We start from the raw sequence: 22,495 nt of genomic DNA, 5'->3' as shown, positions 1-22,495 counted from the left end.
AGGTTATTTTCGCTCCACCTGGCTGACGTCGCGGACGGCGCCGGTGTCGGAGCTGGTCGTCATGGCGGCGTAGGCGCGCAGGGCGGGGCTCACGATGCGATCGCGATGGACGGGCTTCCAGGCTTTGGGGCCTTTGGCCTCCATGGCGGCGCGGCGGGCCGACAAGGTTTCGTCGGAGATGGCCAAATGGATCGTGCGGTTCGGGATATCGATCTCGATGCGATCGCCTTCTTCGACCAAGGCAATGGCGCCCTTTTCCGCGGCCTCGGGGCTGGCGTGTCCGATGGATAGTCCTGATGTGCCGCCGGAGAAGCGGCCATCGGTCAGCAGCGCGCAGACCTTGCCCAACCCTTTCGACTTCAAATACGAAGTTGGATAAAGCATTTCCTGCATACCCGGGCCGCCTTTGGGGCCCTCGTAGCGGATGACCACGACATCGCCGGCGACCACTTCGTCGGACAGAATGGCGGTGACGGCGGCGTCTTGGCTCTCGTAGACGCGGGCGCGTCCGGCGAACTTGAGAATCGATTCTTCGACGCCGGCGGTCTTCACGATGCAGCCGCGTTCGGCGATGTTGCCCGTGAGCACGGCCAGGCCGCCGTCTTGCGAATAGGCGTTCTCTTTGTTGCGGATGCATCCGCCCGCGCGGTCCGTGTCCAACGTCGGATAGCGCCTCGATTGGCTGAACGCCGTTTGCGTCGGCACCCCGCCCGGGGCGGCGCGGTAGAAGGTCACCGCGGGCGAATCCGTCGCTTGCCGGATCACGTCCCACTCGTCGATGGCAGCACCCATCGACGCGCTATGGACGGTGCGGGCATCGCGGTGCAGGAGGCCCGCGCGATCGAGCTCGGCGAGAATACCGATGACACCGCCGGCGCGGTGCACGTCCTCCATATGGTACTTCTGCGTGGCGGGAGCGACCTTTGCCAGGCAGGGCACGCGGCGCGAGATGCGGTCGATGTCCGCCATCTTGAAGGGCACACCCCCTTCGAACGCCGCGGCGAGCAGGTGCAGCACCGTGTTGGTCGAGCCGCCCATGGCGACATCGAGGCTCATCGCATTTTCGAAAGCCTCGAAGGTGGCGATGTTGCGCGGCAACACCGACTCGTCATTCTGCTCGTAATAGCGCTTGGCCAATTCCACCACGAGGCGGCCGGCGCGCAAGAAAAGCTCCTTGCGATCGGCGTGCGTGGCCAGCATCGAACCATTGCCCGGAAGCGAAAGCCCGAGCGCTTCGGTGAGGCAATTCATCGAATTGGCCGTGAACATGCCCGAGCACGATCCGCACGTCGGACACGCCGAGCGCTCCACGGCGGCGACTTCGGCATCGCTCACCTTCGGGTTCGCCGCATCGATCATGGCGTCGATCAAATCGAGGTGCCGGGTCTTTTCGCCCCAGTTCACCTTGCCAGCCTCCATGGGCCCGCCCGAGACGAACACCACCGGGATGTTGAGCCGCAGCGCAGCCATGAGCATACCCGGTGTGATCTTGTCGCAGTTGGAGATGCACACCAGCGCGTCCGCCGTGTGCGCATTCACCATATATTCGACCGAGTCGGCGATGAGGTCGCGGCTGGGCAAGCTGTAGAGCATGCCGCCATGGCCCATGGCGATGCCATCGTCGATCGCAATGGTGTTGAACTCTTTGGCGACGCCGCCCGCCCTTTCCACCTCGCGAGCGACCAGTTGGCCGAGATCCTGTAGGTGCACGTGGCCAGGAACGAACTGGGTGAATGAATTGGAGATGGCGACGATCGGTTTGTCGAAGTCGTCATCTTTCATTCCGGTTGCACGCCAGAGGGCGCGTGCGCCCGCCATGTTGCGGCCTGCGGTGGAGGTACGGGATCGGTATTGGGGCATGTCGGGTTGAGTACAAACTAGCCCATTTTGCCGCGCGTGGACGCCGCAAGTGCATCGACTGCCCGCACGAGCTCGCTTACCTCGGTTTCAGCCGTGGATGTAATGTTCGAGTTGGCTAATGATGAATTGCTGGTCGGCGATCACACTTTTGACGAGATCGCCGATGGATACGATGCCCACCAGCTGGCCCTTGTCCATGACCGGCAAATGGCGCATGCGGCGCTCGGTCATCAGCGCCATGCATTCGTCGCTGGTTTGCTGCGGGCTCACGTAACGCACCGAGGCCGTCATGATCTGTTCGACCCGTGTGTCCTTGGACGAGCGATCCCTCAGCACGACTTTGCGCGCATAATCCCGCTCCGTCACGATGCCCGCGACGGTGTCGCCGTCCAAGACCAGCAGTGCGCCAATTCCCTTTTCCGCCATGAGCTTGATGGCTTCGTAGACGGAGTCCGTTTTGGAAATGGTGTAGACGGTGCGGCCCGAGTCCGGCTTGGTCTGGAGAATCTGTCCAACGGTGGTGCTCATCGCGAACCCCCTTTGTGTTGGTTCAGTATAGCCAGGAAGCGCCGGTGGCGATGGACAAGAGCTCGCGGGCGTCTGCCTTCTGCGGGGTAGAACGGTCGAGGCGCCTTGCTCGAAACCGGCGATCTCATGGCTGACGCGGTGCATGAACGGGGGCGTGCACTACGCGTGAGCTTGCGCGCAGAACCGTCGACCTGCGGTCCGGAGGATGATCGCGACTCGACGTGGACGAATGCGTTCTGCACGCGATTGTCTCGCGTTATGGATCGGCGCGATCGTTTCGATTCGGTCGCAACCGCCCAGACCAAGTTGGATATGGTCGTGCATAGTGCCGCTCCGCGGCATCGCGCGAACGAAGAAAACGGGTCATTGCATTTCGACATCGACGCAAGCGTTTGCGGTAGGACGAATATCCGTATTGGCCTAACGGCAGGCAGGGTAGAATTAATTTGTTTCCCGATCGAAGTTAATACATAGCAAAGCGAACGCACGGATACCGTGTTGGGTCGCCGCGCTCGATCGGCAGGATATCCGAAATATGACTGCCCGTGTCCCTTTCCCGGAAACGGAAGAACGAATGAGAAAATATTTCTTGGATTCGATCCCATACGTGAAGTGGGTAGGGCTTTTCGTACTGGGCACGAACGCGTTCGGGTGTTCGGCGCCCACGCAAGGCGAGGACGCCCAACCCATTATATCCTCTTGAATTTGGCCGTGGGGGGCAACTGGTACCGGGCAACTCCGTGGTTCGCGATTGCCCATCGTGTCGAGGGTTTCCCATTACGTTCAACTGATCTCGGCCGGGGACGCGACGTTGTTCGAGTACGGGCAGCGATCTTTGCGGGCGTTATTTTGCGGCGGGATGAGTCAAGCGGTCGGCCAGCCGTGCCACGAGCGCCCTTCGCTCTTCGGGATTCGCGCCTGGGGTCAGGCGAATCTTTCCGCGCGAGATTTTCGATAGAACGACAGGGGCCGAATCGACGGCGCCGTCGATGAGAATAGCGATACGGCGTTTCTGCCATTCGGCGGTGGCCTCTTCGAAGCGCCGCGCCGCATCGGGCGTCAAGGTGATGCTGAGGAAATCGTTGCCTTCGATTTGCTCGGCCAGCGCCTGAGAAACGTCGCCCGTGCCGACAATGGCGGGGCCTCGCAGCAGGACAGTGCGCAATCCCAAGATGGTCGTTCTTCCGGTATCCGGATCGTGGTCGTCGAGTTCCATGAGCGCCAGGCGGGTACCGGCAGGCAAGGGAATCGAATCGAGCCATGGCTGCACCCGTGTTTTCGCGGCGGCGACGGTTTCTCTTGGGCGCAGCTCCACGCGAGCAAAGTGGGTCGTGGGCGGTGCGCCATCCCGCTTCGGCAATGATTCGTTGAAAATCTCGATTCCTTTGGGTGTACTCTGAACATTGGCGAGCGGATCGACCTCGTCATCGACGCGCACCACCTCGAAGATGGGGGCCGTTGTCGTGGCCTCGCTCCGCGGCGGAGCCTTTGGCGCAGACGCGGGGGCCGATGTGCTCTTGGCAGGCGCACACGCCAGCGACAGGGCGGCCATGCACCCCGCGAATAGGGGTATAAGCCATCGTTTCGTCGTTTCCTGTTTCATCGCACCCCTCGACCCGCTCTCGGTATCGAATATTCCTACATGGCGGGGTTGGCATCGCCGATGCGCAGTTCGACCTCCACGACGGGCACCGTCGATTCGTTCCAACGGATCGACGTGGCGCCATCGGCCGGGCGTTTCACCGCGGATGGGCGTCCCATGGCTCGAGCGAGAATGCGCTCCGCCGTCCAAGCCGTCCCTTCGATGGCGCGCGACTTCTCGGTTGCACCGACGACATAAAGGCCGCGGCATGTGCCGGTTGCATCGAGCGATAGATAAATGCGCGTCTCTTCTTGCGGAATCCAAACGTGTTTGCCATCGGACGATGCGGCCTTTTCGAAAAGCTCCTCGGCAATCGCCCTATCGGACCCAAGAACGGCGACCTTGGCGCGTTCCGCGGATGCCCACGTCTGCGTTTCTTTGGCGCGGCGGGTGAGTTCCTCGTCGTTTCGCGCGAATTCGAGCGTGCGCGTCGCGCTTTCGGCCATGGCGCGGAGCCTTCGAAGCCGCGCCAGCTTGCCCTCACCGGGAGCTTCGGCGGGCTGGAACGACGCGAGAAGGCGCGTGCGTGCCTCGGCGATGCGCTGCGTGCGCGGCGGAGAGCTCGCGGCATCTTCGGCCTGCAACGCCGCTTGCAGCCGGCATGCATCGTTCGCACATTGTTCGCCGGCGTGCTCGTACGCGGAGGCGAGCGCTTCGGCAATCTCGGGATCGCCTTTGCCCGCCGATGGGAACCACCGCTCGATCGCGGCGACCGCGGAAGCCGGCTCCCCGAAGAGACGTCGTGCCTCCGCGAGACGCTCCGCACGAACCATCTTCGCCGCCTCGGTCGCGCGAGACCCATTCCGCGCGGCCACGTCGCCGAGCATTTTCCACCGCGATTCGCCCTGCGCGGTCTGGGCTTCCGCGAGCACGACGGCGTCCTCGGCTTCGCGCACGTCGGCTGCGCCGGAACGCAGCGCCTTCAGGGCATCGATGACCAGCCGCGCGTGCGCCACGTTACCATTGGCCAAGTCGCGCGAGACTTCTCCGCTGCGCGGTCGCGCTGCCAACCCAACGGCGATGAGGGCTGCGAAGGCGAGGCCTACGAAGGCTGCGAGCCATTTCTCGAATCGACGCAGTCCACGAAATCGAAATCCGGGACCGACCGCACGAAGCAGCGCACCGAGCAGGGGCAGGGTCGCGGCCATCGCCACGAGCCACAAGATGACGAGCCAATCATTGCTTCGAGCATAATACGGCCCGGAGCCGCGCAATTCGCTCAGGAGCGCCCCCGTGAGCACGGCGAGCGCCGCGCCCATGGCGACCCACGCGTACATGCGCGCGCGAATGGCCCCGAGCGCGCGTCCGGAGTGACTCGGCCGAAGATCGTTGCCGGCCAGGACGAGGGCCCCTGTCGTTCCCGATAGGCTAAAACGCACTTCGCGTTTCACCATGACGAATTTGATGTACTGCTGACGATGGATCCGCTCCGTGTGCGATGTCGATTCCGCGGCGCGCAAAAGCTCCTTGGATACCCCCCCGCTTTGGATTCGGCCATTCGATATTTCCTCGGCGACGACCTGAAACGATACGAGATCGCCTTTGACGAGAAAGCGATGTTCCGCGAGGTGTGGATAAATACGAACTACCTCATTTGGCGCAATGACGATGGACCAACGCGTTTGCCGTTCGTACGTGAGCCATGCAAGCTGGTAGCCGCTCCCAAGGCACATGTTGCAGCTCGTATGGCCACGCGTGCTGCAAACCACGCAGCGTGCGTCTCCCCGTCCGCGGCAAGCCTTGCAGTTTATGAGGCGGCTGCTTCGCTGATAATGTTTTAGCTCTTTTCCGCTGCCTCCACAGCCGGCGCAGGGTGCCCTTCCCGTGCCGCCGCAACCATGGCACGGGGCCGTGCCCGCACCGTTGCATCGCATGCAGGGGGCAACGTATTCGCTCTCCGCGCGAAGCTGCGAAGGCGTGGTGCGAAATGGATCCACGGTGCGCGGATCGACACGCGGGGCCGAGGCTCCTCGCTGCTTCGTGGGAACACGCTCTTCGCGCAAAGGGCACGTGATGTATTCCGTGGCGAGCCTTTCGAACACCTCGTCCTGGACATCGATGGCCGTGATGAGCTGGTCGAGCCCACGTGGAGCTCCGAAAACGGTTTGGCCCCACGCGGCCGTTGCATCGTGAACGCTTCGCGTGACCGATGGGCGGCCGGAACCGTCTTGGCTGGGCCCGCGGCAGAAGGAACAGGCCCCATCGTGCGACTCGCGACGGGCGCCGCAGATCGGGCAGAGTGCCCGCGTCGTGCCGTTGTACTTTGGATACATCCTTGTCACCAATCGATGTTCACGACGCCGGTTTGCCCCTCGCTGAGCACCACCGTCGTCGTATGATCCCCGAGAAAACGGTTCTCGATGCGCACGGTATGCGTGCCGGGCTTCAGGCTCAACGAGCCCGTTGCGTCGGTCCCCACTGCCACGCCGTCGATGGAGATGCGGCCACCCGGAAAGGCCACGAACGACACCGAGGCAGGTTTGGCGGGCGGCGGCGGCGCCGGTCGCGGGGCCGGAGGCTCCGGTGCGGGGTTTGGCTCGGTGGCGTACCCACCTGAATAGTGCGACCCGCTGCCAGAGCCAGAATAATGGCTTCGATGTGACGAATGCGAACGATGGGAACTGTGCGAACGATGCGCGAGCAACATCCCGGTGGCATGCGTGTGGGGCACGGCCAACACGAGTGGGGCGTCGGCGTCATCCTCCTCTTCCGGGCGACGTGCGACCTGGGCGGCGGCGTCCGTGGCGAGCAGCCCGGAGGCTCCGGCGCTCGACAGCGCAGCAAGGATGGCCGTGCTCAAAGGAACCAGGATCCGACGCACGGGCATGTCCGCCCATCTTTGGGCGCGCATCGAGATCTCGTCAATCGCGCAGAATGAGAAATAGCCACGCAAGAGCTGTCCGGCGGACGTCCGTCAGGACATCTGGGGCCGAACGCCGCGACTCCGACGCAACGATGACGATGCGAAGAAGCCTCCGCAGTCGCTCTTTCGGGCGCAGGCGTTGCAAGTTTCGAGATACGTATTCTTCCAGTCGGAAATGCTCTTTCGTGCAAAGCCGTGAAGCGACGGATCGAGCAGGCAGAGCGGGTGGTTGTAAATGGAGACGGCCATGCCGGCCCGGTGCAACGTGGTTACGGCTTCGACGAGTTGTCCCTGGTAGTCGATCGGGTCGATCCAGAGGGCATCCAGGTTGGCACGCGCAAACCCCATGAGCTCGAGGCCCATGATGGCCACATGATCGGCAAACAAGAGATTTCGCGCGAGAAACCGCGCGAAATCCGGGAGCCGGCGATAGGTCTCGGTGTGCACCACGAAGCGAATTTCGACGCCCACGCGGTAACGTTTGAGGTTGAGTATGCCCCGAATGGTCTCCGAAAACGCTCCGCGCGCCTGAACGACGTAGTCGTGATCCTCCGGCACGTCGGAATACAAGGGAATGCCAAAAACGAGATCTGGATGGCCGACTTTGGCCACCCCCCGTGCGAAGTCCGCCCGGGAGAATCGGCGCCCATTGGAAAGGACGTGAATGGCCGTTCGGGGAAGATGTTGCTCGAGCAACTGCAAGAGCTCGACAAGACCCTCGCCCAGCAGCGCAGGTTCGCCGCCGGTGATGCCGAGCTCCTGCGTTTCCGGCGATATCAGGGGTACGATCTGGCGAAGCTCGTCGAGAAGCCACGCATCGTCCTTCGCCTTGGGTGGCTGGGAGCACATGACGCAGTAGTTGTCGCATTGCTCCGTGACCAACAACGAATTATAGGACGATGTGCGACGATAAAGTGCGTAGATGGCCCCGCGCTGCGGGTCGAGGCGCACGACGTCTTCGTGCGCGAGGTAGTGCATCGGGCGGGCAAGCCGATAGACGTCCCGATGTTCGGACGTCGCCGGAGCGTCATGGCACAAGAGGTAAGCGCGGTAGCCTGGAGGCAACGTTTCGCTCGGCGTGCGCTGCAGGAAAATTTCCCGTCCTGATGTCGAGGGGCACGGCTCCGTCTGCTCGCAAATGCGGCCGATGAACGATTCTCGTGACGTCGCGGTGATTGGACGAAGGTGTCGCCCCTGCAATTCGAGAAGCATGGCTAAACCCACTCGAGCAAAATACGGCGCGCTTCGGGATCGTCTTCCAACAAGGATACGACGTGGCGGACGACACCCATCTGCTTGGCACAAAATGCGCTGAACGCTTTGTGGCCGACGACGTCTCCGAGCGTGGCCTTGTGAAAGACCGGATCGGAACCGCAATACGGTAAGAACGCGCAGTCGCTGCACATCGGGCTGCTTTCGAGCAACGTATCGTGAAGGGTGCCCACGAGTACCTCGTCCGTCAGCAAGGCCTCGTACGCGTCGGAATCGAGGTGGCCCAACTTGAAGGTGAAATCGCCCATTTCAGCAAGCATGCGCCCTTCGTCCGAGGCGAAGACCGAGCCATCGTAGTTGTAAACGATGGCCCCAATACCAATACCGGCGGGGGATTGCAGATCGACGTACGACGAGCCCTGGGGGGAAAAGAGCTTTCGCAAAATGACGGATGTGTAATCCTCACGAAGCTCGGTGCCCCGTAGGTTCAAGGCCAGGATGTGGGAAAGCCCACGCCGGTAGAACGCCAGCCAATCCTCGACGTTGTACCGGCGCACCAAACTGGTGCGCACGGCGAATCCATAAGGGCTCAAGCTTCGCAAGAAAACGCTTCGGAAGCCCTGACGGACGTATTCGTCGATGATCTCGTCGACGCGGTCGAGGCTTTTCGGCGTGGTGGTCATGAGGGCGCTCACGGCCTCATGACCGAGTGCCGCGCGCACGCGCCCGATCCCCTCGAGGGTGCGTGCATGGCTGCTTCCGTCGCGAACGTGGCGATGGGCGTCGTGCAGATCGGCGGGCCCATCGAGCGAGGTCGAGAAAAGAATGTGATGGGCTTTGCAGAAGGCGAGAATATCGTCGGTGAGCTTCGCGAGGTTCGAGGCAATGACGAATTGCAGGTCTCTGCGATGCTCCGCGTTGAGGGCGGTGGCGCGCTCGACGACGTATCGAACGATGTCGAAGTTGAGAAGGGGCTCGCCGCCCTGAAATTCGATTTTGATGCACCGTGCGGGGCTGCGGAAGGTCAGCTCGAGGGCGCGGTCGGCGTGCTCGCGGCGCATGTCGAAGGCATGCTTGTTCTCCGTTTGCCGCGAGACCTGGCAATAATGGCAGGAGTGGTCGCACCGCAGCGTGACGACGAAGATGTGAAGGCCGGTGAATTCGGCAATCGCTGCGGCGCGTGTGCGGTATTTGAGGGCGAGGAGGTCGAGCGCGCACTCGGAATCCGCGTCGAAGAGGAAATGACGCACTTTGAGTGCGCGGTACACCTCCGACGAAGGCGGTAGCTGGCGCCGTGCGAACGCGGCCAATTCGTTACGGGAGAGAACGACGTATTCCGCCACATCATTGGTTACGATGTATCGGTCTGCGTCGAGGCGCCCAAATCGAAATGGCAGCAGCCGGTAACTCGACCTCGGCGTGAATGCCTCTCGCCCATGGAATCGTGGCGCGAGGGAGCTCATTCGCTGCGAACGAGGTTCGTTTTGGAGAATGCGTGCGCAAGGATGAGTGTTCGCACGGGGCCGACTTCTTCCGCGACGAGCTCGCGCAGTTCTTGATCGAGGAGCTCCTGGAAGAAGGCTCGCGTGACTTCGTCTTTCTGCGGCGTGGTCACACTGGGCTTGAAGTGCAGTGTGACGTCGACGGTGAGCTCGTTGGGCGCGCCCAGCTCGATGGTGCAGCGGTCCGCAAGCCGATACGCGGCTTTCTTGATGGCCGTGAGCCGGTAGCTGCCCAGCGCCAAGGTTAGCCGGATTGAACCGTCCGCCCCTTCGAAGGTGTCCACCCGATGGACTTTAGCCCCGGACGGCGGGGCCGCGTCACCAATATTCGCCGAATGGGCGGACCTCGACGTTGAACGACCATGAGCCGCGCGGCTGATGGGCGACGTGCCAGACCTCTTCGGCGATGTCGCGCGGCTGAATGAAGAAGTCGTCCGGCTTGTCGGGATGCTTGGCCCGGGTCCACCCGAGATCGATGACGGCATCGATGACGAGGTATGCTACGTGCACGCCTTTCGGCCCCAATTGGCGCGCAATGGATTCTGCCAGGATGCGCTGGGCTGCCTTGGTGGGGGCAAACGCCGCATAATTGGATTTGCCGCGCCAGGACGATGTATTTCCGGTGACGATGATGGCCCCATGCCCGGCTTCGACCATTGCCGGTGCCGTCTTGCGTGCGAGATGCAGCAGGGACATCACGTTGGTTCGAAGGTTTTGCTCCAGAGCCGCCGGCTCGACCTCCATGAAGTTCCCGAATGTCGCCGCAACGGCATTGTGGATGACCAGTTCCGGCGCACCCAGCGTGCCCGTGATCCGATCGAGTACCGCGTGAAAGGCGTGCTCATCGCCAATGTCGACCGCGAACGCGTGGGTACCCGGAATCTCCTTTTCGAGTGCGAGCAGCCGGTCTTCGTTGCGCGCGAGCATGGCCACCTCGTACCCACCGCGCGCAAGCCTCCGGACGATGGATGCCCCCGTTCCAGGCCCAACCCCCGTCACCAGTGCAAGTCGCCTGCTCATGCCGCTGCTCCCTGGCCCGCGATGCGTGCCTGAACGAATTCGATGCGCTCGTTGCCAAAGAAAGGTTCTCCATCGACGAAGAACATCGGCACGCCGAAAACTCCGCGCGCGATGGCTTCCTCGTTTCGACGCGCGAGGGCGCGCACCGCGGCCGGGTCGGCTGCGCGCTCCCAAAGATCGGGCACGCCGATGCCATGCTCCTCCAAGAGCGCGGTCCGCTCTTTTTTCAATGTGAGATCACGCGGGTCCGCCCATATCGCCGAGAACACCGCAGCGTGGTACCGCTCGAATGCGCCCAACTCCTGCGCCACCGCGGCCCCTCGCAGTAGGAGCTGCGCATCCAACGTGCCATCCTCGACCAAGGCGTGGACATGATGATTCCACCGAAACGGAACGCCGTAGGACGCGGCCAGCCGTGCACAATCCAGCGATGCATACCGTAGCTTCGCCGATCCGCTGGAGGCCGGGGGGTTGCGCGCCCCGCTCATGATCGCCCGAACGTCGACCGGGGTGTACGCGATGGGAATGCCGAGCTGCCGGATTCGAGCATTCGCCAAGTAGGAATACGAACTCGTGTAATCGAAGAGGAATTCGACATGCATGAGGGAAATGCCTCCAAAAATGTCAGGATGACGAACGTCATCCTGAATGACCAGGATGTTAATCATCATCCTGTTGATGTCGAATGAAATTTTCGTGGTAGTCTGCTCCAACGTCCTATGGGCCACTCGCAAGCGGAGAAAGTCGAAAGCCATGAACGCATCGTGCGGATTGCCGCGGCGCGTTTTCGGCAGGCAGGCATCGGAGGGTTGAGCGTTGCCGATCTCATGAAGGAGGCCGGGCTCACCCACGGCGGTTTCTACCGGCACTTCGAATCGCGCGACGATCTGGTGGCCGAGGCGATCGCTCACGCGTTGGACGAAGGCGACGATCGCATCGGCATCGAGCCGCGGCCGGCCGAGGACGAGGTGACGCTTTCGCGGTGGGTCGATGCATACCTCGCCGAGGCGCATCGGGACGCGCCGGCCGAAGGGTGTGCCGTCGCGGCGCTTGCCGGCGACGTGGCGCGAAGCCACGCCCGTACGCGCACTGCTTTTTCCCTGCGAACGAAAAAGGCGCTGCTGCGCATGGCGGACGTGCTGCCCGGCGGGCCCAAGCAACGCGCGCACGCCATTTTAATCTGGTGTGCCCTCGTGGGCGCCCTCACTCTGGCTAGGGCTGTCAACGACAAGAAACTGTCGTCCGAAATCCTCGACACCGTTCGCGGCGAATTGAAATCGCTGTTTGCTGCAAAACGGCGCAAGTAATTTCAAATCAAACCAGAGGAGAAAAACCCTTGGCGTTCTTGGCGTCTTCGCGGTTCCCTCTTTCTTCCGCCGAACGAATCCCGTCGAGCGGGGGCTCTTACACCTGACAGCGGTGTCGTCGGGTGTAGCTGGTGCTCCAGCCAAATTCGTCCAGACCGTGAAGCGAGAAAGGTCCGCCCCCACGGGATGGGGTTCGCGCGAAAATGGCGCACGGAGGCACACGAGAGAAGCCTTGCGCGGTCATAGAGCTTCCTGAGAGGAGATGATGTAAAGTGCATCATCTGGCATAGATTCGAACCCCTCCCGCTCGTGCGGACGAGGAGGTCTTAGGAAGGGGGGGCCCAGCCCACCATGTTGTTGGCCGGCGACACGTTCCACCGCTTTCGCATCGAGGGTAAGCTCGGAGAAGGCGGGATGGGGCTCGTGTACCAAGCCTACGACCCCATGCTGCGTCGTCAGGTTGCGCTCAAGGTCGTCCGGCCGGAAGTTGCGCAGACGGCGGCGGCCACCCGGTTGATGCGCGAGGGTCGCGCGGCCGCGTCGCTCAATCATCCGAATGCCATCGGCATCTTCGACGTTGGGTCCTTCAAGGGCGTTCCGTACATCGTGATGGAGCTCGTCTCGGGGCATCAATTGAGCGCCTTCATCGGTGACGAGCGCGTGGGTATTCGGCAGCGCCTTTCGTGGCTCGCGCAAATTGCGCGCGGGTTGGATGCCGCCCACCGGCAGGGGCTCGTCCACCGCGACGTGAAGCCCGAAAACGTGATGGTGTGCAACAGCGGCGAAATCAAGTTGTTCGATTTCGGCGTGGTCAAGCGCATGACCCCCTTTGCGAGTCTCTCCAACGCGACCGATCCGATGGGGGAGAAGACGCGAACCGGCATCGTCATGGGCACGCCGCTCTACATGGCCCCCGAGCAAGCGCTGGGCGATGCCGTGGATGGGCGCAGCGATCAATTCGCCTGGGCGACATTGGCCTATGAGCTTCTCAGCGGCGGAATTCACCCCACGACGACCAACAATCCGCGCCGTCTTCCCGTCGCATTCGTCATCCTGCGCGAGCAGCCGCGGCCGCTGTCCGAGGTGGCGCCCCGTCTTCCCGACGGAGTTGCGGCCATCGTCATGAAGGCTCTCGCGAAGGCGCCGTCGTCGCGATTCGCCACCATGTCGGAAATCTACGAGGCCCTCGATGCGATCATCCTCAGGATGGATCAGAGCTCGGGTCGCCTGACGCCGACGACTCCGACCCGGCTCGCGCGAAGGAGGGGGCGTTTCCTGCACGTCGGCCTTGCGGCCGCTGCCTTGGGTCTCGTGGCCGTGGTGCTCTTTTTGAGCCACGTTTTCGACCCTTAAAAAACGATGGCCGACCCCAAATAGGGAACGAGCTCGTAAAAAACGACGTCCGCCGACCTGGGCGCGAAACCTGATGCATCGATATCGTACGTGCGGGCTTCGCCAATTCCGACCGCCGCGCGAATGGCGAGGGTCGTGGTCAGCACCAGGGGCTCCTTTTCCGTTTTTCCGGTCATGCCGATGAAGGTGCGCATTTGGCCGCCGACGGTGAGCCCATAATAATCGACGCGATCGGCCGAAAGACCCAGGGCCAATGGGCTCATCGCCCGATCGCTGAAAAGGCCCGCGCCCAGCGACATCGTCGACGATACCGGCATGATGCCCCCGATCCGCGCATTGAACGTCGTCTCGCGGTCGATCCCCTGCGACACGATGCGCAGGGGCGGCTGCACGTCGACCTCGGCCGAAACGAACCCGCCCTCGAATTTGCGCGCAATCGATGCAAGGAAATGCGGTGGCCTATTCAACGTGATCGAGCTGTCGGCCTCCTCCTCCGTGACGGCGAAGCTCGGCGGCGAGCCTTCGTTCGGAAGCGAGTTGCCCGTCGAGACCACGCTCAGTTGGGAACCCCACGCGACGAGTTGCAGTTCAGGGCTGCGGACGACGGCCGCAAGGGTCCACGATGGCAGAAAGTCCCACTGCATGCCCACCGTTGCGCGCGCGCCCACGGTGGAAAGGCTTCCGCGGGAGTGAAAGAAGAGATATCCAACTTGGGAATTCTGCGACTCATCGAGGAAGATGCGCCCGCCGCTGGATGCCCTGGCGTACGTTCCGTAAATGCCAATGCCCAAACGAAGCCCGGGCACGAGCTGCCATCCGATGGCCGGGCCAACGAGGTATTTGCTTCGTTGCAGATCGAGATCCACGTGATGCCGAAGAGAATTCCCACTATGCGGATTGGTCTGCGTCGTCGTATCTTCCCCCGTGCGAATGTCGTAATCGATGACGTAAATGCCAAAGCCCGCCGACATATGCTCGCCAAAACGGCGGGTGATGCCCGCGGCGTGGGGTGTGGAAATGATGTCCACGGTGCGAAGCTTGACCGACGGAGTGCCCTCTACGAGACGGTTGGTCATGATGGGATCGATCGACCGAATGCGCACCCCGAGTGCCGATGCATTGAGATCGGCATGCGAGCGCCGGTTGAGGGCAAGCCCGGCCGGGTTGTAATAAATCGCCCCCGAATCGTCGGCCGTTGCCGCGACCGACCCACCGGCAAGCGCCGCGTCGTCCGAGAAGAAGAATTGATGATCGTGCTCCTGCGCATGCAGCCTGCCCGCGAAGAACACCGTGATGAGAAGCGGGCCCCACACCCCAACCGCCGCGCCGAATCGCCTGCTCACGATGTCTCTGATATCATTCTTTCATTCCTTGTGCGGAGGAAGTTCCACGCGGTCGAAGCACGCAAGGGGTGAGGCCATGATCTTGCGGGCGCGCTCGATTCCGCCGAGGCGCGCGAGATCGGCTTCGAAATTGTCCATTTCCTCGGTCAGGCCCAAGTAGTATCGGGCGAGTGGCGAAAGGGTGACGGGCTCGCGCGCGCGCTCACCGGAGCGGATCTCGGCAATCACGCGGAAGATGCTCGGGTCTTCGTGGAGCCATTGCTCTTCGAGAATGGCCAAACACGTTTTGCTTCCAATGCGATTTGCGGAGTCCAACGTAATCATGAGAACCTCGGCGCACGCCGTCGACTCCATGCTTTGAATGCGTGCCGTCGACCGTTTGTACGCATCCCCCAGATTGCGTATATCGATCTTCGTCAATCCTTCGCGGACGATGGCCTCGTCGGCCGGCGGAGTGAATCCATCGGGCATGCGGCAGGGCACGCCGAATTTCAGCGTGCCCTGCTCGGCGAGTGCTTTCCATTCTTCTCGTTCCGGTCGGAGATCGGAGCGATCCTCGGTGAGGGTCGGCGGCCGTTTTGGCGTCGTATCCCGCGCAAGGCATTTGTATTCGACATAGGGGTCTACGGGCCGGCCGATGCGGCGATAAAGCCTTCTCGAGAGGCGCCTCGTTTCGGCCTCGGCCTCCATCACCTGGTCGCGGCAGCGAAGTGCGAGCTCCGTGGCGGAGGGGGAGGTGTACCGGCGCGGGTGGGGATTGCGGGGACCGGCGCAGAACGAACCGGCACGCGCGACGATGCGGGCGGTGTCGCTCCCAATGCGGCGCGAGAGGTCGGCCTCGAAGCGATTGGCTTCGTCCAGCCGCGCCAGAACGTAGCGCCCGGGCGCCGAGACGTACTCCGGGGCCATTTCCGAGGGGATGCGGCCGCGAACCTCCGCCACGTAACGCAGGAGGTCGGCATCTTCGCGCGTTCGCGCGTCGAGCACTTCGGAGCAATGGGTGAGGCCGAGCCGCTCTGCCGCATTCGGGTCGATGTTCAAGGCCTCGGCACAAATCGGTTTTACCTTGCTCCAAAGCCGCACGCCCGAGGCTCGGTACAACTCGCCCAGCGCTTGCGTCTCCGCGGGGGAAAGCCCAAGCTCGGCGCGGTCGCGGTCGTCGGGAATCCAATCTTCGCGCACGGGGCATGGCAAATAGAATTGGACGTGCTCCTGCCTCGCGAACGCCTTCCATTCGTCCAAGGTGGGCTCGGCGATGTCTTCGGGAGCCTGGATGCGCGTGCACGTGAACGATTGGCACTTTGCCGAGGTGGACGCGTCACCCTCCTGGAGAAACTCCAGCAAGCAGGCATTGTTCGATGTCTTTTCGAGAAGCTCTTCCTGGCAATGCGCCGTCGAGTCATTCGCGAGGCTCGCATCCGGTGCGACCGATAGGCGAGCGCGCGCCCTAGGTTTTCCGCGTATCGAGCCCATACCTACGCCGACGGCCAACCCCACGAGTGCCCCGGAGAAGACCAGAATGAAATGACGAAATGTCATGAGTCCCCTACGCCCCCGGGAGCGACCTGACGACTGCATGTGCGTGGTTGGGCTCTATTGAAAAAGCGCCCTTTTCGGCCAGCCGATCAGCACGAAGCATACCACTTGAAAACCACATTCAACTAAGGGCCTGTCCCGCTAAGAGGGAGTCTTGCGACATGGACCCTTGGGCCGAAAGGAGCGGCGGCGTCGCTCGAATCGAAAAAGTACCGTGATCAGGTGGATCGCAGGTCAATCCGGATGGATAACCGACGAATCAGGCAAACCTGACACGGTTTGGCATGTGCTTACGCTAGTCAGCGAGCACGATCCTCGAACAGGAAGAAGGCAACCGCCAGGACGCCAGGGGTGCCAGGATCGCCAACTGAACCAACAATAAATCCCAAAAATGAGAGTTTATTGTTGGTTCACCTGGCGATCCTGGCGCCTCTCTTATGGCGTCCTGGCGGTTTCTTCTTCTCTTCGCGACGCTGCTCAAGGATCGCGCTCGCTGATGTAGAGGGGAGTGCTGTCCCGAAATTCGATTGGGTCGGCGAGCGTCACCGAGCGGTGCGGTTTCGCGCACAAGCGCTAGGACGTGAGGCCGAGCTCTTTGCCGACGGCGGCGGCGAGGGCTTGGGCGGCGGACAGCGGGCGGACGAAGACGGTGAGGTGTTTGACCAGCCCCGTCGAAGGGTCGACGGTGCCCAGATCGATGCCCTCCAGTTCGAGCTTGCCGACCCTGGCGCGGAAAACCAGTGCGGTGTCGTTGCCGTCGTGAAGCTCGCCGGTGTAGTGGAAATCTTCGAAGACGCGCATCACGGCGCGCAAGACGGTGCCCACCGTTTCGCGGCCCTCGAAACCGTGGAAACGCACGGGGCTATGAAAGACGATGTCCGGGGAGAGGGTTTGCACGAGGGCTTCGATGTCCGAGGCTTCGACGGCTTCACGAAATCGTTTCATGGATGAAAACTCCTTTTCTGATTATCCGAGGACGGCCGAGGTTCCGAATCCGGCGTGCGCGTGCCCGCCGTCGACGGCGAGCACGGCGCCGTGGATGTACGAGGCCGCGGGGCTCGCGAGAAAGAGCGCGACCTCCGCGATTTCGCTGCGCGACGCAAAGCGCTTCAACGGGACACCTTCGGCCAGCTTCGTCATGATGGCCGGCGAGGGGGCGAGGCGGCGCATGCCCTCGGTGTCTTCGACGCCGCCCGGCGCAATGGCATTGACGCGAACACCGGCGGCGCCCCACTCGAGTGCGAGCACGCGCGTGAGCATTTCGATACCCGCTTTGGCGGCGCACACGTGGGCCTGCATCATCGAGGCGACGCTGCCTTGCGTGGCCGAAATGGAGAGGACGCGCGCACCCGGCTTGCGAAGGTGCTCGAAGGCTGCGCGGCAGGCGTTGAAGGTGCCAACCAGGTCGATGTCGACGACGGCCTTGAATCCGTTCGAAGAGATCCCCACGGCGGGGGCGGGGAAGTTGCCCGCGGCGCCATTGATGAGAATATCGATGGGGCCATGTGCTTCCACGCTGGTGCGGATGGCGCCTTCCAGGGCGGCGTAATCACGGACGTCCGCCGTGACGGCGAGCACCTTCGAGCCGAAGGCGCGCACTTCCTCGGCGGCCTGTGCGGCCTTTTCCGGGTTGCGCCCCAGGATGGTGACATTGGCACCGGCCTCGGCGAATCGACATGCAATGCCGAGGTTGATGCCGCTGGTGCCGCCGGTGATGAAGGCCGATTGGCCGGCCAACAGTCCGTCGCGAAATACGCTTTGTGTGCTCGTCATGTGGCAGTGCTCCTCGTGTCGTTGGGTAGGCGTGCGAATGCGTCGCGGACGGCGGCGCGAAGGGCTCGCCGCTCGGTGAACAAGGCGGAAATGTGCCCGGCGTCGACCCAGCGAAGCACGCTCTTGGGCCAGTGGGCATGAAGCGCCCGCGTCTCGCTGGCGGGGACGTACCCGTCGCGCCGGCAGGCCAGCAAGATGGTGCTCTCCGCGTGCACGGGGGCAGGCCATTGGGTGATGCGGGCCATATCGAACAGCGCGAATAGCTTTTTTCGCGCGGCGGCGTCGTCCAGCATGGATGCGCCGAGCCTCGCGAAGTCGATGGAGTGCGACAACCCACCGCGGGTGAACACCGGCGCTGGCGATGAGCCGGCGGCCAGTGCGGCCACGGCCAGAGGAGCCTCCGTGAACACCGCCGTGAGCGCGGCCATGTAACCGCCCATGCTGTAGCCCGCGATGCCGAGCCGCTCGTAACCCTCGGCGCGGAGCGCTTCGAGCAGGGCATGCGCCTCGGCGACGATGGCAATGTTCATGAGCGCGTGCTCCGCCACCGTCCGCAGGTTTGCGCCATCTTGCCCCGGCGGGCGGCGCAATCCGTAAAAGGGATTCTCGAGCAGCACCAGATCGATGCCGTCCGCCGTAAGGGGACCATAAATGGACTCGCGCAGCGCGAAGCCTTCCTCGCGTGAGCCCGCCAGGAGGACGCACGCCGTCCGCCTCTTCGAACCCGTGGAGCCCACCCGGCGTACCCGGGCCGTGCGCACCGCCTCCGGCAATGCATGGGCGAGCGGCGACTCGAAATGACCTGCGTCACCCTCCCAGGTGATCGCGAGCTTCACCGGCGAGGGGCGAAACACCTCGGCACTGGTCAGCCGCGCGAGGACGGCGTCGTCGCCCCAGCCGTGCGCAAAGAGGCCCGCGCGGCGCCGTCCGAACCGCGCATACAAGCGGTCGACGATGTGCCCGTTGATGACAGTGTCATCTGCAGGTTTTCGGGATAATTTCCACGCGATGTCGATCAAAGTGCGATACAGTATACACCGAAAGTAGACAGTGTAAACTCATGGAACGAACCCGTGCAGCTCTGCTTCAGGCCGCAATCGAAATTGCCGAGGAAGACGGCGTAGGTGCCATTGGCTTGCGCGAGGCGGCGCGGAGGGCGGGGCTCACGCATGGCGCCCCCTACCGGCATTTCGAAAACCGCGAGGCCTTGGTGGCCGCCGTTGCCGAAGAAGGCTTTCGCGAGCTTCTCGAGCGCACCATGGAGGCGCAGGCCAATGCGGGCGACGATCCGCTGGCGCGCTTTCAGGCCCTCGGCGTGGCGTATTTCACCTTCGCCTTTTCACACCCCGGGCAATTTCGCGTGATGTTTGGCGTGGAGGCCGCGGGAAAGGCCGCCCACACGGAGGCCATCCGCGCGGCGGAAGCGGCTGTCTTCGCCATCGCCGTCAATGCCATTGCATCGGCGCAGCGGGAAGGAAAGGTGGCGGCGGGCGATCCTCAGGAGCTGGCCATGGTGGCATGGTCGTCCATTCATGGCCTCGCGGTGTTGGTGCTCGACGGCCTGGCCCAATGGGTCGGGCTCGATGTCTCGTCGCCGGAGACGCTGGCCCGGCGCTACACGTCGCTGATGTTCGACGGCTTGCGCCCGCGCAAGCGAAAATCGTAGCGCATGACCGGCCGCGCCGGTTTGCGCCGCGCGACCTCTCGAAAGCCGAATCGCTCGAAGGTCGACATGAACCCGGTGAAAGGATCGGACTGCGTCGACTTCGAGGCATCCCAAGGGTAAGCCTCGACGGCGGGCGCGCCCGCGGCCTTCGCCGCCTCGAGCGCCGCTTCGATGAGCAGGCCCGTCACGCCGCGTTTGCGGTAGCCACGGCGGATGTAAAAGCAGGAAATGGCCCAGACGGGCATCTCGTCCACCCGCGCGAACTGCCCGCGATCGAGCCACGGTAGATCGTCCCGCGACGTGATTTGGCACCAGCCCACGGCCGTCTCGCCGTCGAAGGCAAGGAGCCCCGGCGGTGGCCCGCGCTTCACGATTTGCCGAAGCGCCTTCTTGTTCTCCTCGCGCGGCCTCTGCCGATAGAGGCTGCCGATGCGCCAATACATGCACCAGCAACCATTCGAGGCGCCGCTCTTTCCGAAGAGATCTTCCAGGGCAGGCCACAAATCCGGTGTCACGGGACGTATCTCGAGCTTCATGTCCCATTCTTACGCCCAAGCGGCCTCGAGGTGGTGCAGAGTTCACACACTTGCCACCGCGCACTGCGGCGAATGCGCGCCATGCTCCGCCCTTCGCGATTGGGAGGCACGTCATGGCCGTTTCGGCACCGGAAGAATTCGTCGACTCGACACTCGAATCGAAGTTGAAGGTCTCGAAAGGCCCCGGCAGGGCCGGCGCCATCGGCTTTGCCGTGGCCCTCGTGGGCGGGGCCACCTACGTGCTCGCGCAGCTGGTCGGCGATCTCGCGGGGGTACGATCGTCGTCCATCGTTTCCTTCGTATTCCTGGGCATCGCGCTCTTGATTGCGCTCGGTTTCGAATTCGTGAATGGCTTTCACGATACCGCCAATGCGGTGGCGACGGTCATCTACACGCATACCTTGCCCCCGCACGCGGCCGTGATCTGGTCCGGCGTTTGGAACTTCATTGGGGTGCTCGTCTCGAGCGGCGTGGTGGCCTTTGGCATCATTTCGCTCTTGCCCGTCGAGCTCATTCTCCAAGTCGGCAGTGGCGCGGGCTTTGCCATGGTGTTTGCGCTTCTTGCGGCCGCCATTCTTTGGAATCTCGGTACGTGGTATTTCGGCCTGCCCTCGTCGAGCTCGCACACGCTCATTGGATCGATCATCGGCGTGGGCGTGGCCAATCAGCTCATGGGCCATCGGAGCGGCACCAGCGGTGTCGATTGGGGGCAGGCGAAGAACATCGGGCAATCGCTGCTCATCTCGCCCCTCGTCGGCTTTGCATGTGCCGCCGGGCTGCTCGTTCTGATGAAGGTCCTCGTCAAGAATCGCCGCCTCTACGAGGCCCCCGAAGGCACCAAGCCTCCGCCGTTTTGGATCCGCGCCTTGCTCCTTTTCACATGCACCGGCGTGAGTTTCGCTCACGGCTCGAACGATGGGCAAAAGGGCATGGGGCTCATCATGTTGATCCTCATCGGCACGGTGCCCACCGCGTACGCCTTGAACCATGCCATTCCCGCGAGCCACACGCAGGACTTCATCGCCGTCTCGCACCAGGCCGTCGAAACCCTGCAGCACTATGCGCCGGTCGATGCCGCCGTCGACGATGCGCGCGGTGAAGTGGCCAGTTACATTCGCACGCGCAAGCTCGGCCCCACCACCATTTCGGCGACGCAAAAGCTGGTGGGCGATATCTCGTCGGACATGGCCGTCTTTCAAGAATTGGCAAAGGTACCCGCCGACAAGACGCGCAACTTCCGCAATGACATGTACCTGGTGAGCGAGGCGCTGCGCCTTTTCGAGAAGAATGGGCAGCCCGTAATCACTGCGCGCGATCGCGCCGTTCTAAAGAACTACAAGAAGCATATCGACGATGCGACGAAGTTCATTCCAACCTGGGTCAAGGTCGCGGTGGCGATGGCCCTCGGTCTCGGGACCATGGTCGGGTGGAAGCGCATCGTCGTGACAGTGGGGGAGAAGATCGGCAAAGACCATCTCACCTATGCCCAGGGCGCGTCGGCGGAATTGGTGGCCATGGCCACCATCGGTGCGGCCGACATGTTCGGGCTCCCGGTGAGCACCACCCACGTGCTTTCGTCGGGCGTGGCGGGCACCATGACCGCGAACAAATCCGGTTTGCAGCTTTCCACGGTTCGCAATCTCCTCATGGCCTGGGTGCTGACCCTGCCCATCTCGATTGCGCTCTCCGGGACGCTGTTCTGGGCCTTCAGCCATTTTGGCGGCGGCGTTTGATCGCGCGCACTTTTCCTGCGGCGCCGCCCCCGGCGTAGAACATATCGGCCCCGTTGGACTCCAGGCCCGAGACCCCGGTGCCTTGCGGCATGTCGAGGCGCTCGAGCACCTCGCCGGTCTCGGGGTCGATGCGGCGAATGTCGCTTTCGTCGCCTTCCCAGGTGCCGTGCCACAAATCGTGATCGACCCAGGTGACGCCGGTGACGAAGCGATCGGACGTGATGGTGCGGAGGACTTTGCCCGTCTCCGGGTCGACGCGATGGATCTTGCGCGCGCGGTATTCGCCGACCCAGAGTGTGCCCTCGGCCCAGGCGAGCCCCGAGTCGCCACCGCCGCCGGGGGCGGGAATGCTCGAAAGGACGTTACCCGTTTTGGGATCGATCTTGTGAATGCGGTCTTCGGCAATCTGATAAAGGTGCCGTCCATCGAAGGCGGTCCCTGCGCTGCCGGGAACGCCGATGGACCGCTCTTCGCGTCCAGTTTGCGGGTCGAAGGCGGTCACTTTGTCGCCGGCGGCAAACCAGACGCGTTCTCCGTCGAAGGTGACGCCGTGCACTTTGGGGGAGCCCTCGAAAGGGCCATACTCGCGGACGATTTCTGCAGTTTGTCGTTTCATGAGAA

Annotated in this window: 21 protein-coding genes; 4 read left to right on the top strand and 17 right to left on the bottom strand. The window is 63.0% G+C overall.

The window, feature by feature from the left end; all coding sequences use genetic code 11:
* Positions 1-3 precede the first annotated feature (3 nt).
* The 10 genes from ilvD to LZC95_33730 all read right to left on the bottom strand — a co-directional run bounded on the left by ilvD (position 4) and on the right by LZC95_33730 (position 11,229).
* Positions 4-1,860, bottom strand: a complete 1,857-nt coding sequence (gene ilvD, locus LZC95_33775; GenBank protein ID WXA91414.1) for a dihydroxy-acid dehydratase — start codon at positions 1,858-1,860, stop codon at positions 4-6.
* Between the two features lie 87 nt (positions 1,861-1,947).
* A complete protein-coding gene (locus LZC95_33770; GenBank protein WXA91413.1) occupies positions 1,948-2,388 on the bottom strand; it encodes a CBS domain-containing protein in 441 nt (146 codons plus the stop codon).
* A gap of 844 nt (positions 2,389-3,232) precedes the next feature.
* Positions 3,233-3,703, bottom strand: coding sequence for a hypothetical protein (locus tag LZC95_33765; protein ID WXA91412.1), 471 nt, complete (start codon positions 3,701-3,703; stop codon positions 3,233-3,235).
* A 323-nt stretch (positions 3,704-4,026) separates the two neighbouring features.
* Positions 4,027-6,303, bottom strand: a complete 2,277-nt coding sequence (locus LZC95_33760) for a hypothetical protein (GenBank protein WXA91411.1) — start codon at positions 6,301-6,303, stop codon at positions 4,027-4,029.
* A gap of 5 nt (positions 6,304-6,308) precedes the next feature.
* Positions 6,309-6,857 (bottom strand): PEGA domain-containing protein, encoded by a 549-nt coding sequence (locus LZC95_33755; GenBank protein ID WXA91410.1) that lies wholly within the window; start codon positions 6,855-6,857, stop codon positions 6,309-6,311.
* Positions 6,858-6,944: 87 nt separating this feature from the next.
* The gene (gene hxsC / locus LZC95_33750; protein WXA91409.1) at positions 6,945-8,105 is read right to left on the bottom strand and encodes a His-Xaa-Ser system radical SAM maturase HxsC; all 1,161 of its coding nucleotides are present in this window, start codon (positions 8,103-8,105) and stop codon (positions 6,945-6,947) included.
* A gap of 2 nt (positions 8,106-8,107) precedes the next feature.
* The gene (gene hxsB, locus LZC95_33745; GenBank protein WXA91408.1) at positions 8,108-9,448 is read right to left on the bottom strand and encodes a His-Xaa-Ser system radical SAM maturase HxsB; all 1,341 of its coding nucleotides are present in this window, start codon (positions 9,446-9,448) and stop codon (positions 8,108-8,110) included.
* Between the two features lie 116 nt (positions 9,449-9,564).
* The gene (hxsD, locus tag LZC95_33740) at positions 9,565-9,891 is read right to left on the bottom strand and encodes a His-Xaa-Ser system protein HxsD (GenBank protein WXA91407.1); all 327 of its coding nucleotides are present in this window, start codon (positions 9,889-9,891) and stop codon (positions 9,565-9,567) included.
* Positions 9,892-9,925: 34 nt separating this feature from the next.
* Entirely contained in the window at positions 9,926-10,627 is a 702-nt protein-coding gene (locus LZC95_33735; GenBank protein ID WXA91406.1) for an SDR family NAD(P)-dependent oxidoreductase, read from the bottom strand.
* Positions 10,624-11,229: a 2-hydroxychromene-2-carboxylate isomerase gene (locus LZC95_33730; protein ID WXA91405.1), complete on the bottom strand. Its 606-nt coding sequence runs from the start codon at positions 11,227-11,229 to the stop codon at positions 10,624-10,626. The genes LZC95_33735 and LZC95_33730 overlap by 4 nt, the downstream gene beginning before the upstream one ends.
* A gap of 162 nt (positions 11,230-11,391) precedes the next feature.
* Between LZC95_33730 and LZC95_33725 the strand changes: the two genes are divergently transcribed.
* Both LZC95_33725 and LZC95_33720 read left to right on the top strand, forming a co-directional pair.
* Complete coding sequence (locus LZC95_33725; protein ID WXA91404.1) at positions 11,392-11,934, top strand: TetR/AcrR family transcriptional regulator; 543 nt, start codon at positions 11,392-11,394, stop codon at positions 11,932-11,934.
* 351 nt (positions 11,935-12,285) lie between these two features.
* Positions 12,286-13,287 carry a serine/threonine protein kinase gene (locus LZC95_33720; protein ID WXA91403.1) on the top strand — a complete coding sequence of 334 codons (1,002 nt, stop codon included), beginning with the start codon at positions 12,286-12,288 and terminating at the stop codon, positions 13,285-13,287.
* On the opposite strand, the gene LZC95_33715 is transcribed toward LZC95_33720, so the two are convergent.
* The 5 genes from LZC95_33715 to LZC95_33695 all read right to left on the bottom strand — a co-directional run bounded on the left by LZC95_33715 (position 13,284) and on the right by LZC95_33695 (position 18,958).
* The gene (locus LZC95_33715) at positions 13,284-14,630 is read right to left on the bottom strand and encodes an outer membrane protein transport protein (protein ID WXA91402.1); all 1,347 of its coding nucleotides are present in this window, start codon (positions 14,628-14,630) and stop codon (positions 13,284-13,286) included. The two genes, LZC95_33720 and LZC95_33715, sit on opposite strands and share 4 nt — an antisense overlap.
* Before the next feature lie 21 nt (positions 14,631-14,651).
* Positions 14,652-16,169 carry a hypothetical protein gene (locus tag LZC95_33710; protein ID WXA91401.1) on the bottom strand — a complete coding sequence of 506 codons (1,518 nt, stop codon included), beginning with the start codon at positions 16,167-16,169 and terminating at the stop codon, positions 14,652-14,654.
* Between the two features lie 570 nt (positions 16,170-16,739).
* A complete protein-coding gene (locus LZC95_33705) occupies positions 16,740-17,111 on the bottom strand; it encodes a nuclear transport factor 2 family protein (protein ID WXA91400.1) in 372 nt (123 codons plus the stop codon).
* 21 nt (positions 17,112-17,132) lie between these two features.
* Positions 17,133-17,939 carry an SDR family oxidoreductase gene (locus tag LZC95_33700; GenBank protein WXA91399.1) on the bottom strand — a complete coding sequence of 269 codons (807 nt, stop codon included), beginning with the start codon at positions 17,937-17,939 and terminating at the stop codon, positions 17,133-17,135.
* Entirely contained in the window at positions 17,936-18,958 is a 1,023-nt protein-coding gene (locus LZC95_33695) for an alpha/beta hydrolase family protein (protein WXA91398.1), read from the bottom strand. The genes LZC95_33700 and LZC95_33695 overlap by 4 nt, the downstream gene beginning before the upstream one ends.
* A 41-nt stretch (positions 18,959-18,999) precedes the next feature.
* On the opposite strand from LZC95_33695, the gene LZC95_33690 reads away from it, so the two are divergent.
* On the top strand, positions 19,000-19,605 hold the full coding sequence (locus LZC95_33690) for a TetR/AcrR family transcriptional regulator (protein ID WXA91397.1): 606 nt from the start codon (positions 19,000-19,002) through the stop codon (positions 19,603-19,605).
* On the opposite strand, the gene LZC95_33685 is transcribed toward LZC95_33690, so the two are convergent.
* Positions 19,554-20,141 (bottom strand): GNAT family N-acetyltransferase, encoded by a 588-nt coding sequence (locus tag LZC95_33685; GenBank protein ID WXA91396.1) that lies wholly within the window; start codon positions 20,139-20,141, stop codon positions 19,554-19,556. The genes LZC95_33690 and LZC95_33685 overlap by 52 nt on opposite strands.
* A 113-nt stretch (positions 20,142-20,254) precedes the next feature.
* Here LZC95_33685 and LZC95_33680 point away from each other — a divergent pair, with 113 nt between their 5' ends.
* The gene (locus LZC95_33680) at positions 20,255-21,874 is read left to right on the top strand and encodes an inorganic phosphate transporter (protein WXA91395.1); all 1,620 of its coding nucleotides are present in this window, start codon (positions 20,255-20,257) and stop codon (positions 21,872-21,874) included.
* Here the strand turns inward: LZC95_33680 and LZC95_33675 are convergent.
* Positions 21,849-22,490 (bottom strand): PQQ-binding-like beta-propeller repeat protein, encoded by a 642-nt coding sequence (locus LZC95_33675; GenBank protein WXA91394.1) that lies wholly within the window; start codon positions 22,488-22,490, stop codon positions 21,849-21,851. The two genes, LZC95_33680 and LZC95_33675, sit on opposite strands and share 26 nt — an antisense overlap.
* Between the last annotated feature and the right edge of the window lie 5 nt (positions 22,491-22,495).

This window comes from Sorangiineae bacterium MSr12523, from assembly GCA_037157775.1.
Lineage (GTDB): Bacteria > Myxococcota_A > Polyangia > Polyangiales > Polyangiaceae > Pendulispora > Pendulispora brunnea.
Note: the sequence above shows the minus strand (reverse complement) of the source record. Positions and strands in the feature narration are given on the sequence as shown.